Source organism: Streptomyces sp. NPDC007863 (assembly GCF_040633895.1).
Classification (GTDB): Bacteria; Actinomycetota; Actinomycetes; order Streptomycetales; family Streptomycetaceae; genus Streptomyces.
Genome location: NZ_JBEYEI010000003.1, coordinates 234,143 through 243,718, shown reverse-complemented (window position 1 = coordinate 243,718; position 9,576 = coordinate 234,143). Strand labels below are relative to the sequence as shown.

The following is a 9,576-nucleotide window of genomic DNA, read 5'->3' as shown; positions in this document are numbered from 1 at the left end:
TCCTGGTGCACCATCCCTCTCCCCGATCCGAGACGGGGCGGGTGCGGTGCGGTGGACCTACGGCGTAGTAAGTCGTAAGGGCGGCGGACGCCCAACCCCACTAGCCTAAGCCATGTGAGGGTGGGAGTCCGCCATCCCAATGCCTACCGAGAGACTCCGGTCATTCACCAACGCCCAATGGGCGAGGGGGAATTACCAGGAGCTCTTGGTCACGCCCGGCAGCTCGCCACGGTGAGCCATCTCACGAAGGCACACGCGGCAGAGGCCGAACTTGCGGTACACGGAGTGGGGACGGCCGCAGCGCTGGCAGCGCGTGTACGCACGCACACCGAACTTGGGCTTGCGGGCAGCCTTCGCGATGAGAGCCTTCTTCGCCATCTCGCTTACGCCTCCTTGAACGGGAAGCCGAGGTGACGGAGAAGCGCGCGGCCCTCGTCGTCGTTGGTCGCCGTGGTGACCACGGTGATGTCCATACCCCGGGTACGGTCGATCTTGTCCTGGTCGATCTCGTGGAACATGACCTGCTCCGTGAGACCGAAGGTGTAGTTGCCCCGGCCGTCGAACTGCTTCGGGGACAGGCCGCGGAAGTCGCGGATGCGCGGCAGCGCGAGCGACAGGGTGCGGTCCAGGAACTCCCACATGCGGTCGCCACGGAGGGTGACGTGGGCACCGATCGGCTGGCCCTCGCGGAGCTTGAACTGCGCGATGGACTTGCGGGCCTTGGTGACGGCCGGCTTCTGACCGGTGATCGTGGTGAGGTCGCGGATGGCGCCCTCGATCAGCTTCGAGTCACGGGCGGCGTCGCCGACACCCATGTTGACCACGATCTTCACGAGGCCGGGGATCTGCATGACGTTCTCGTAGGAGAACTCGTCACGCAGCTTGCCCGCGATCTCCTCGCGGTACTTCGTCTTGAGACGCGGAGTGGTGGTAGCCATCAGATGTCCTCACCCGTCCGCTTGGCAACGCGGATCTTGTTGCCCTCGTCGTCGAAGCGGAAACCGACACGCGTGACGACCTTCTTGCCGTCCTTCTCCACGACCAGCTGGACGTTGGAGACGTGGACCGGCGCCTCGGTGGTCACGATGCCGCCGGCCTGGTTGGGGCCGGCCTTCGTGTGCTTCTTGACCCGGTTGACACCCTCGACCAGGACGCGGGAGTCGGCGGGGTAGGCCGCGATGACCTTGCCCTGCTTGCCCTTGTCCTTACCGGTGATGACCTGGACCAGGTCGCCCTTCTTGATCTTCATGCTTACAGCACCTCCGGCGCGAGCGAGATGATCTTCATGAACTTCTTCTCGCGCAGCTCACGGCCCACCGGGCCGAAGATACGGGTGCCGCGAGGGTCGCCGTCGTTCTTCAGAATGACGGCGGCGTTCTCGTCGAAGCGGATGTACGAGCCGTCCTGACGACGACGCTCCTTGACGGTGCGAACGATGACCGCCTTGACGACGTCACCCTTCTTCACGTTGCCACCGGGGATCGCGTCCTTGACGGTGGCGACGATGACGTCACCGATGCCCGCGTAGCGGCGACCCGAACCACCGAGAACACGGATGCAAAGGATCTCCTTGGCACCAGTGTTGTCGGCGACGCGAAGTCGCGACTCCTGCTGGATCACGTCTATCTCCTGATTGTCTGCCGGTTCCCGGCGGGGGCCGCTGGTCAGCGGCCCCCGCCGAGCCTGGCGGAACTGTTCCTAGGGGGTCCCCCTAGGAGGGATTACTTGGCCTTCTCGAGGATCTCGACGACGCGCCAGTGCTTCGTCGACGACAGCTTCCGGGTCTCCATCAGGAGGACGCGGTCGCCGATGCCGGCAGCGTTCTGCTCGTCGTGAGCCTTGAGCTTGTTCGTACGGCGGATGACCTTGCCGTACAGCGCGTGCTTCACGCGGTCCTCGACGGCGACGACGACGGTCTTGTCCATCTTGTCGCTGACGACCAGGCCCTCGCGGACCTTGCGAGCGTTGCGCTCGGTCTTCTCAGTCACGTTGTTCTCGCTCATCAGGCGTTCTCCACCGTCTCAATGCCGAGCTCACGCTCTCGCATGAGGGTGTAGATCCGGGCGATGTCCTTACGGACCGCCCGAAGACGGCCGTGGTTCTCGAGCTGACCCGTCGCCGCCTGGAAGCGGAGGTTGAACAGCTCTTCCTTGGCCTCGCGGAGCTTGGCCACAAGCTCCTCGTTGCCCAGCTCGCGCAGCTCGGACGCCTTGGTACCGGCCGACATCACAGCTCACCTGCCTCGCGCTTAACGATCTTGCACTTCATCGGCAGCTTGTGAGCCGCACGAGTCAGAGCCTCACGCGCGATCTTCTCGTTCGGGTAGGACAGCTCGAACATCACCCGACCGGGCTTGACGTTCGCGATCCACCACTCCGGAGAACCCTTACCGGAACCCATGCGGGTCTCGGCAGGCTTCTTCGTGAGCGGGCGGTCCGGGTAAATGTTGATCCAGACCTTGCCGCCACGCTTGATGTGGCGGGTCATCGCGATACGCGCGGCCTCGATCTGGCGGTTGGTCACGTAGGCCGGGGTGAGGGCCTGAATGCCGTACTCGCCGAACGCAACCTGCGTGCCACCCTTGGACATGCCGTTGCGCTTGGGGTGGTGCTGCTTGCGGTGCTTGACCCTACGGGGGATCAGCATTTCGGTCAGGCCTCCGTTCCGGTGCTCTCGGCAGCCGGAGCGGCAGCGGCGTCGGCCTTGGGGGCCTCGGCAGCGGGAGCCTGCTGCGGCTTGCGACCGCGACCGCCACGCTCGCCACCGCGGCCACCGCGGCCGGCCGGGCGGTCAGCACCGCCACGGGCCGGACGGTTGCCGGCGCGGGCGGCGGCGTTCTCGGCGCGGACCTCGGCGATGTTCTTGACGTCGCCCTTGTAGATCCAGACCTTCACGCCGATGCGGCCGAAGGTCGTCTTGGCCTCGAAGAAGCCGTACTCGACGTTCGCGCGGAGCGTGTGCAGCGGCACACGGCCCTCGCGGTAGAACTCCGAGCGGGACATCTCGGCGCCGCCGAGACGGCCACCACACTGGATCTTGATGCCCTTGGCGCCGGCCTTCATGGCGGACTGCATGCTCTTGCGCATGGCCCGACGGAAGGAGACGCGGGAGGAGAGCTGCTCGGCGACGGCCTGGGCCACGAGCTGAGCGTCGACCTCGGGGTTCTTGACCTCGAGGATGTTCAGCTGGACCTGCTTGCCGGTCAGCTTCTCCAGCTGGCCGCGGATCTTGTCGGCCTCGGCGCCACGGCGACCGATGACAATGCCCGGGCGAGCGGTGTGGATGTCCACGCGGACGCGGTCGCGGGTGCGCTCGATCTCAACCTTCGAGATGCCGGCGCGCTCCATGCCGGACGTCAGCATCCGACGGATGGCGACGTCTTCCTTGACGTAGTCCTTGTACAGCTTGTCGGCGTACCAGCGGGACTTGAAGTCCGTGGTGATGCCGAGCCGGAACCCATGCGGGTTAACCTTCTGGCCCATTACCGGGTTCCTTCCTTGCTGCTGACGACCACGGTGATGTGGCTGGTCCGCTTGCGGATCCGGTAGGCACGGCCCTGGGCACGCGGACGGAACCGCTTCAGGGTCGGACCCTCGTCGACGAACGCCTCGCTGATGAACAGCGAAGAGGCGTCCGTGTGGTCGTAGTTGTGCGCGGCGTTGGCAATGGCGCTGTCGAGCACCTTGCCGACCGGCACGGAGGCTGCCTGCGGGGCGAATCGCAGAACAGCCTGAGCCTCCGTGGCATCCATGCCACGGATAAGGTCCACCACGCGGCGGGCCTTCATGGGCGTAACGCGGATGTACCGCGCCTGGGCCCTGGCTTCCATGGTTGTCCCTCTCAGTTACTTACGTGTCTGAATGCGATCCGCTGCTAGCGGCGCTTCGACTTCCGGTCTTCCTTGACGTGACCCCGGAAGGTGCGCGTCGGCGAGAACTCGCCGAGCTTGTGCCCGACCATCGACTCGGTGACGAACACCGGGACGTGGGTCTTGCCGTTGTGCACCGCGATCGTGTGCCCGAGCATCGCCGGGATGATCATGGAGCGACGGGACCAGGTCTTGATGACGTTCTTGGTACCGGCCTCGTTCTGAGCGTCCACCTTCTTGATGAGGTGGCCGTCGACGAAGGGTCCCTTCTTGAGACTGCGCGGCATCTAAACCCGCTCCTAGCGCTTCTTGTTCGTCTTGCGGCGGCGGACGATGTACTTGTTCGAAGCCTTCTTCGGCGAACGAGTACGACCCTCCTTCTGACCCCACGGGGAGACCGGGTGGCGACCACCGGAGGTCTTGCCCTCACCACCACCGTGCGGGTGGTCAACCGGGTTCATCGCCACACCGCGAACGGTCGGGCGGACGCCCAGCCAGCGCTTACGGCCGGCCTTGCCCCAGTTGATGTTCGACTGCTCGGCGTTGCCGACCTCGCCGATCGTGGCGCGGCAGCGGGCGTCGACAAGACGGATCTCGCCGGACGGCATGCGGAGGTGGGCCATGGTGCCCTCCTTCGCCAGCAGCTGCACGGAGGCACCCGCGGAGCGGGCGAACTTGGCGCCACCGCCGGGACGGAGCTCGATCGCGTGGATCGTGGTACCGACCGGGATGTTGCGGAGGGCCAGGTTGTTGCCGGGCTTGATGTCGGCCGTGGGGCCGTTCTCCACCCGGTCACCCTGCGCGAGGCCGCGCGGGGCGATGATGTAGCGCTTCTCGCCGTCCGCGTAGTGCAGCAGCGCGATGCGAGCGGTGCGGTTGGGGTCGTACTCGATGTGAGCGACCTTGGCCGGCACGCCGTCCTTGTCGTGACGACGGAAGTCGATCACGCGGTAGGCGCGCTTGTGGCCACCGCCCTGGTGACGGACGGTCACACGACCGGTGTTGTTACGGCCGCCCTTGCTGTGCAGGGGGCGGACCAGCGACTTCTCCGGCGTGGACCGCGTGATCTCGACGAAGTCGGCTACGGAGGAGCCACGACGGCCCGGCGTAGTCGGCTTGTACTTGCGGATACCCATTTCTCAGTCCTCGTCCGATATCGGACGACTCGACCGCCGTCAGGCGGTCGGGCCGCCGAAGATGTCGATTCGGTTGCCCTCAGCAAGGGTCACGATGGCGCGCTTGGTGTTGGCGCGCTTGCCGAAACCGGTGCGGGTGCGCTTGCGCTTGCCCTGACGGTTGATCGTGTTGACCCCGGTGACCTTGACCGAGAAGACCGCCTCGACGGCCTGCTTGATCTGGGTCTTGTTGGAGCCGGGCGCGACGATGAACGTGTACTTGTTCTCGTCGAGCAGGGCGTAGCTCTTCTCGGAGACAACCGGCTTGACGAGGACGTCGCGCGGGTCCGTGAAGGTCTTGCTGGTGATCTCGGCCATCAGGCTTCGTTCCCCTCGTTGTCGTCGGCCTTGGGGCCAGACACGAAGGACTCGAGGGCGGCCTGGGTGAAGACCACGTCGTCGGATCGCATCACGTCGTACGTGTTCAGCTGGCCCGGCTCCAGGATGTGCACCTGGGGCAGGTTGCGGGCGGACAGCCACGCGGCCTCGTCCGAGCGCTCGACGACCAGGAGCAGGTTCTTGCGCTCCGAGATCTTGCCGAACAGCGTCTTGGCGGCCTTGGTGGAGATGCCACCCTCGACCACGCCGGTGACGACGTGGATGCGGGAGTGGTTCGCCCGGTCGGAGAGGGCACCGCGGAGGGCGGCGGCCTTCATCTTCTTCGGGGTCCGCTGCGAGTAGTCACGCGGCACGGGACCGTGCACGACGCCACCACCGGCGAACTGCGGGGCGCGGGTCGAACCCTGACGGGCGCGGCCGGTGCCCTTCTGACGGTACGGCTTCTTGCCACCACCGCGGACCTCGCCACGCGTCTTGGTCTTGTGGGTGCCCTGGCGGGCAGCCGCAAGCTGCGCGACGACGACCTGGTGGATCAGCGGGACGCTGACCTTGGCGTCGAAGATCTCGGCCGGGAGCTCGACGGTCCCGGTCTTGTCGCCGGAGGGCGACAGAATGTCAATGGTGCTCATATCCTCAGGCCCCCTTGGCCGCGGTGCGGACCAGGACGAGGCCGCCGTTCGGACCAGGAACCGCACCCTTGATCAGGAGCAGGCCCTTCTCCGCGTCAACGGCGTGAACGGTCAGGTTCTGGGTGGTCACGCGCTCGTTGCCCATGCGGCCGGCCATGCGCATGCCCTTGAAGACACGGCCCGGGGTGGCGCAGCCACCGATCGAACCGGGCTTGCGGTGCACGCGGTGGGCACCGTGGGAGGCCTTGCCACCACGGAAGTTGTGGCGCTTCATGACACCGGCGAAGCCCTTGCCCTTGCTCTTGCCGGTCACGTCGACCTTGATGCCCGCCTCGAAGACCTCGGCGGTGATCTCCTGGCCGAGGGTGTACTCGCTGGCGTCAGCGGTACGGATCTCGACGAGGTGACGGCGCGGGGTGACGTCGGCCTTGGCGAAGTGGCCCTTGAGGGGCTTGTTCACCTTGCGCGGGTCGATCTCGCCGAAGGCGATCTGGACCGACTCGTAGCCGTCGACGTCGTTCGTACGCACCTGGGTCACGACATTGGGGCCGGCCTTGACGACGGTCACCGGGACGACCCGGTTGTTCTCGTCCCAGACCTGCGTCATGCCGAGCTTCTCGCCCAGGATGCCCTTGATGTTCTTAGCCATCTCGCGCGCCCTCAGAGCTTGATCTCGATGTCGACACCGGCCGGGAGGTCGAGACGCATGAGCGAGTCAACCGTCTTCGGCGTGGGGTCGAGGATGTCGATGAGGCGCTTGTGCGTGCGCATCTCGAAGTGCTCGCGCGAGTCCTTGTACTTGTGCGGCGACTTGATGACGCAGTACACGTTCTTCTCAGTGGGCAGCGGCACCGGGCCCGCGACCGACGCACCAGTGCGGGTCACCGTCTCGACGATCTTCTTCGCCGAGGAGTCGATGACCTCGTGGTCGTAGGCCTTGAGCCGGATGCGGATCTTCTGTCCCGCCATGGCTACTCCGTAGTCCTGTCTTGTCGTTAAACGCTCTGGAGCCCGCCGGATCACCGTTCTCCTCCGACCCACGCGGTCGGGCGTGTCGCACTCCCTCTACGAAGAAGTCCCGAAGGATTTCCCAACCAAGGGGGTGCGGGCCGAAGACCGCGGAACGGGGGTGAACACCCACCGGGCGCCTGGCTGGTACCCCGCTGACACTTCCCGGAAGATTCCCGTACGTCCGCTCCTGAGAAGGGGCGACGAGTACTGTGGGACTCGCTTCCGGTCCTCCCGACGGGAGGCGCGCAGCATCGGCACTCAACCGAGCAACCCCGCTAGTCTGCCATACGGCCCCTGCGGGCCGCCAATCGGGGTCCAAGACTGTACCCCACGTCACGTATGGGTACACGCAGGGGGCGCGCGGGGTGCCGAACGCGCCGACTTCACCCTCCGGGGTGGTCATATCCCGAAGGCATATTCCGTGCCGCGCGGGCGGTCGTACGTTGCGCCCCATGGTCACTTCCTCCCACGAAGCGTCCCACCGGATCTTCCAGGACCGCCCGGAGCTGCTGGCGCCCGTCTTCCGGGTGCTGGGGCTACGGCTGCCGCCGAAGGCCGCGGTCGAGGTGCTGACGCCTTCTCCCCAGGTCGACAGCGTGCTGCGGATCAGCCCCTCCGAAGGGCCCGGCTTCCTGCTCGCGATCGAGGCACAGGGGCGACGGGACCCCGACAAGGCGTCGAGCTGGACGCACTACCTCGCCTACCTGAGCGCCACGTACGCCATCCCCGCCGTACTGCTTGTCATCTGTCAGGACCGGGCGACCGCCCGATGGGCCGCCGGCCCCTTCCTGACCGGCATCGACGGCTGGACGGCGCTGCGGACGCACCCCCTCGTCCTCGGGCCCGACAACGTGCCCGTCATCACCGACCCCGAGGAGGCCGGGCGGAACCTCGCCATGGCGGCCTTCTCCGCCATGGCCCACGCCCGCGACCAGGACGCCCCCACGAGGCTGGAAGCCCTGGCGCAGGCCCTCGCGACGGCCGAGCCCGACTCGGCCGCGTACTACTCGGAACTGCTGGAGATCGGGCTGGGCGACACCCCGGCCAGGAACACCTGGAGGCACCTGATGCGGCACGTGGGCAGCTTCTTCCCCGGGCGGGGCACGCTCGTCGAGGAGACCTTCCTGGAAGGCCAGGCCGAGGGCCTGGCCAGGGGCAAGGCCGAGGCCGTGCTCCGCTTCCTGCGCGCACGCGGGATCGACGTCCCCGAGGCCGTCGCCGAGCGGGTCACCGCCGTGACCGACCCCGACGAACTCGACCGCCTCCTCGACCGTGCGGTCACGGCCACCACGGCCACGGAGCTGTTCGACTAGCCGAGCCGCCGGGCGCGCTCCGTCAGGTGCCGGCGCTCCGGGGCGCTGGTGGTGCGGCGGGCCGCCTCGCGGTACGACTCCGCCGCCGCGGCCCGGTCCCCCGTCAGCTCCAGCAGGTGGGCCCGGGTGGCGAGGAGCCGGTGGTGGCGGGCGAGGCGCTTGTCGGCGGCGAGGGTGCCGAGGAGGGCGAGCCCGGCCTCGGGGCCCTGGACCATGGCGACGGCGACGGCCCGGTTCAAGGTGACCATGGGGTTCGGGGCCGCGTGCTCCAGGAGGTCGTACAGGGCGAGGATCTGCGGCCAGTCGGTCGCGTCCGCGGACTCCGCCTCGTCGTGGACGGCCGCGATCGCCGCCTGGAGCTGGTACGGGCCCACCCGGCCGCGCGGAAGGGTGCGGCTGATCAGGGCGACGCCCTCCGCGACCAGGGCCGCGTCCCAGCGGGTGCGGTCCTGCTCGGCCAGCGGGACGAGCTCGCCGTGCGGACCCGTACGGGCGGGGCGGCGGGCGTCCGTGAGCAGCATCAGGGACAGCAGGCCGGCGGTCTCGGTGTCGTCCGGGACGAGCCGGTGCAGCAGGCGGGCGAGGCGGATCGCCTCGGTGGAGAGTCCGGGCGCGGTCAGCTCCTCGCCGGCGCTCGCCGTGTACCCCTCGTTGAAGACGAGGTAGAGCACGTGCCGGACCTCGGCGAGGCGGGCGGTGCGGTCCTCGCCCTCGGGCAGCGCGAGCGCGTCGCCCGCGGCGCGGACGGTCTGCTTGGCGCGGCTGATCCGCTGCGCCATCGTCGCCTCCGGCACCAGGAACGCGGCGGCGATCTGCGCGGTGGTGAGGCCGCCGACCGCGCGCAGGGTGAGCGCGATCCGGCTGGGCGGCGACAGGTCCCGGTGGCAGCAGAGGAAGAGCAGCGCGAGCGAGTCGTCCGCTGCCCCCTCCCCCGCCTCGTCGGCGGCGGGCGCGAGCAGCTCCGCCGCCGGGGTGGCCAGGGCCACGGTGTCCTCGCGCCGCCGGCGGGCGGCCTCGCTGCGCACCTGGTCGACGTACTTGCGGTGGGCGACGGTGAGCAGCCAGGACGCCGGCCGCTCGGGCACTCCCTGCTCCGGCCACTGCCGCGCCGCCGCGATCAGCGCCTCCTGCACGGCGTCCTCACAGCCGTAGAAGTCCCCGTGCCGCCGCACCAGCACCCCGAGCACCCCCGGGGCACACGCCCGCAACACCTCCTCGACCCGCACCCGGTCGCCGCCCGC

The 9,576-nt window shown here is 68.1% G+C and carries 17 protein-coding genes; 1 reads left to right on the top strand and 16 read right to left on the bottom strand.

Translation table 11 applies throughout. From position 1 onward, the window contains the following. Positions 1 to 192 precede the first annotated feature (192 nt). The 15 genes from ABZ621_RS06265 to rpsJ all read right to left on the bottom strand — a co-directional run bounded on the left by ABZ621_RS06265 (position 193) and on the right by rpsJ (position 6,980). The gene (locus tag ABZ621_RS06265; RefSeq protein ID WP_003956452.1) at positions 193 to 378 is read right to left on the bottom strand and encodes a type Z 30S ribosomal protein S14; all 186 of its coding nucleotides are present in this window, start codon (positions 376 to 378) and stop codon (positions 193 to 195) included. A 5-nt stretch (positions 379 to 383) separates the two neighbouring features. Then, a complete protein-coding gene (gene rplE, locus ABZ621_RS06260) occupies positions 384 to 941 on the bottom strand; it encodes a 50S ribosomal protein L5 (protein WP_360309124.1) in 558 nt (185 codons plus the stop codon). Beyond that, positions 938 to 1,249 carry a 50S ribosomal protein L24 gene (rplX, locus tag ABZ621_RS06255; protein WP_043230276.1) on the bottom strand — a complete coding sequence of 104 codons (312 nt, stop codon included), beginning with the start codon at positions 1,247 to 1,249 and terminating at the stop codon, positions 938 to 940. Before rplX ends, rplE begins: the two co-directional genes overlap by 4 nt. 2 nt (positions 1,250 to 1,251) lie before the next feature. Next, a complete protein-coding gene (gene rplN, locus ABZ621_RS06250) occupies positions 1,252 to 1,620 on the bottom strand; it encodes a 50S ribosomal protein L14 (protein WP_003956455.1) in 369 nt (122 codons plus the stop codon). A 101-nt stretch (positions 1,621 to 1,721) separates the two neighbouring features. Then, positions 1,722 to 2,003, bottom strand: coding sequence for a 30S ribosomal protein S17 (gene rpsQ, locus ABZ621_RS06245; protein ID WP_169088480.1), 282 nt, complete (start codon positions 2,001 to 2,003; stop codon positions 1,722 to 1,724). Beyond that, positions 2,003 to 2,227, bottom strand: a complete 225-nt coding sequence (gene rpmC, locus ABZ621_RS06240; protein WP_030494258.1) for a 50S ribosomal protein L29 — start codon at positions 2,225 to 2,227, stop codon at positions 2,003 to 2,005. The genes rpsQ and rpmC overlap by 1 nt, the downstream gene beginning before the upstream one ends. Then, the gene (gene rplP / locus ABZ621_RS06235; RefSeq protein ID WP_030494257.1) at positions 2,227 to 2,646 is read right to left on the bottom strand and encodes a 50S ribosomal protein L16; all 420 of its coding nucleotides are present in this window, start codon (positions 2,644 to 2,646) and stop codon (positions 2,227 to 2,229) included. Before rplP ends, rpmC begins: the two co-directional genes overlap by 1 nt. A gap of 5 nt (positions 2,647 to 2,651) precedes the next feature. Beyond that, positions 2,652 to 3,482: a 30S ribosomal protein S3 gene (gene rpsC, locus ABZ621_RS06230; RefSeq protein ID WP_360601239.1), complete on the bottom strand. Its 831-nt coding sequence runs from the start codon at positions 3,480 to 3,482 to the stop codon at positions 2,652 to 2,654. Continuing rightward, entirely contained in the window at positions 3,482 to 3,829 is a 348-nt protein-coding gene (gene rplV, locus ABZ621_RS06225) for a 50S ribosomal protein L22 (protein ID WP_030359020.1), read from the bottom strand. The genes rpsC and rplV overlap by 1 nt, the downstream gene beginning before the upstream one ends. Before the next feature lie 44 nt (positions 3,830 to 3,873). Continuing rightward, positions 3,874 to 4,155 (bottom strand): 30S ribosomal protein S19, encoded by a 282-nt coding sequence (gene rpsS / locus ABZ621_RS06220; RefSeq protein WP_030759378.1) that lies wholly within the window; start codon positions 4,153 to 4,155, stop codon positions 3,874 to 3,876. 12 nt (positions 4,156 to 4,167) lie between these two features. Beyond that, positions 4,168 to 5,004, bottom strand: a complete 837-nt coding sequence (rplB, locus tag ABZ621_RS06215; RefSeq protein WP_132912402.1) for a 50S ribosomal protein L2 — start codon at positions 5,002 to 5,004, stop codon at positions 4,168 to 4,170. Between the two features lie 39 nt (positions 5,005 to 5,043). Next, positions 5,044 to 5,361 (bottom strand): 50S ribosomal protein L23, encoded by a 318-nt coding sequence (gene rplW, locus ABZ621_RS06210; RefSeq protein ID WP_030759382.1) that lies wholly within the window; start codon positions 5,359 to 5,361, stop codon positions 5,044 to 5,046. Next, positions 5,361 to 6,011 carry a 50S ribosomal protein L4 gene (rplD, locus tag ABZ621_RS06205; protein WP_360601235.1) on the bottom strand — a complete coding sequence of 217 codons (651 nt, stop codon included), beginning with the start codon at positions 6,009 to 6,011 and terminating at the stop codon, positions 5,361 to 5,363. The genes rplW and rplD overlap by 1 nt, the downstream gene beginning before the upstream one ends. A 4-nt stretch (positions 6,012 to 6,015) precedes the next feature. Further along, complete coding sequence (gene rplC, locus ABZ621_RS06200; RefSeq protein WP_189948240.1) at positions 6,016 to 6,660, bottom strand: 50S ribosomal protein L3; 645 nt, start codon at positions 6,658 to 6,660, stop codon at positions 6,016 to 6,018. Between the two features lie 11 nt (positions 6,661 to 6,671). Further along, on the bottom strand, positions 6,672 to 6,980 hold the full coding sequence (rpsJ, locus tag ABZ621_RS06195) for a 30S ribosomal protein S10 (RefSeq protein ID WP_003948644.1): 309 nt from the start codon (positions 6,978 to 6,980) through the stop codon (positions 6,672 to 6,674). Positions 6,981 to 7,474: 494 nt separating this feature from the next. On the opposite strand from rpsJ, the gene ABZ621_RS06190 reads away from it, so the two are divergent. Beyond that, positions 7,475 to 8,335, top strand: a complete 861-nt coding sequence (locus tag ABZ621_RS06190) for a hypothetical protein (RefSeq protein WP_360601233.1) — start codon at positions 7,475 to 7,477, stop codon at positions 8,333 to 8,335. Here the strand turns inward: ABZ621_RS06190 and ABZ621_RS06185 are convergent. Then, positions 8,332 to 9,561: a DUF6596 domain-containing protein gene (locus tag ABZ621_RS06185; protein WP_360601593.1), complete on the bottom strand. Its 1,230-nt coding sequence runs from the start codon at positions 9,559 to 9,561 to the stop codon at positions 8,332 to 8,334. The two genes, ABZ621_RS06190 and ABZ621_RS06185, sit on opposite strands and share 4 nt — an antisense overlap. Positions 9,562 to 9,576 lie beyond the last annotated feature (15 nt).

Excerpts from the sequence above, each read along its gene's own strand:
- ABZ621_RS06265 (WP_003956452.1), bottom strand. The coding sequence starts at position 378 with ATGGCGAAGAAGGCTCTCATCGCGAAGGCTGCCCGCAAGCCCAAGTTC.
- rplX (WP_043230276.1), bottom strand. The coding sequence starts at position 1,249 with ATGAAGATCAAGAAGGGCGACCTGGTCCAGGTCATCACCGGTAAGGAC.
- rpsQ (WP_169088480.1), bottom strand. The coding sequence starts at position 2,003 with ATGAGCGAGAACAACGTGACTGAGAAGACCGAGCGCAACGCTCGCAAG.
- rpmC (WP_030494258.1), bottom strand. The coding sequence starts at position 2,227 with ATGTCGGCCGGTACCAAGGCGTCCGAGCTGCGCGAGCTGGGCAACGAG.
- rplP (WP_030494257.1), bottom strand. The coding sequence starts at position 2,646 with ATGCTGATCCCCCGTAGGGTCAAGCACCGCAAGCAGCACCACCCCAAG.
- rpsC (WP_360601239.1), bottom strand. The coding sequence starts at position 3,482 with ATGGGCCAGAAGGTTAACCCGCATGGGTTCCGGCTCGGCATCACCACG.
- rplV (WP_030359020.1), bottom strand. The coding sequence starts at position 3,829 with ATGGAAGCCAGGGCCCAGGCGCGGTACATCCGCGTTACGCCCATGAAG.
- rpsS (WP_030759378.1), bottom strand. The coding sequence starts at position 4,155 with ATGCCGCGCAGTCTCAAGAAGGGACCCTTCGTCGACGGCCACCTCATC.
- rplB (WP_132912402.1), bottom strand. The coding sequence starts at position 5,004 with ATGGGTATCCGCAAGTACAAGCCGACTACGCCGGGCCGTCGTGGCTCC.
- rplW (WP_030759382.1), bottom strand. The coding sequence starts at position 5,361 with ATGGCCGAGATCACCAGCAAGACCTTCACGGACCCGCGCGACGTCCTC.
- rplD (WP_360601235.1), bottom strand. The coding sequence starts at position 6,011 with ATGAGCACCATTGACATTCTGTCGCCCTCCGGCGACAAGACCGGGACC.
- rplC (WP_189948240.1), bottom strand. The coding sequence starts at position 6,660 with ATGGCTAAGAACATCAAGGGCATCCTGGGCGAGAAGCTCGGCATGACG.
- rpsJ (WP_003948644.1), bottom strand. The coding sequence starts at position 6,980 with ATGGCGGGACAGAAGATCCGCATCCGGCTCAAGGCCTACGACCACGAG.
- ABZ621_RS06190 (WP_360601233.1), top strand. The coding sequence starts at position 7,475 with ATGGTCACTTCCTCCCACGAAGCGTCCCACCGGATCTTCCAGGACCGC.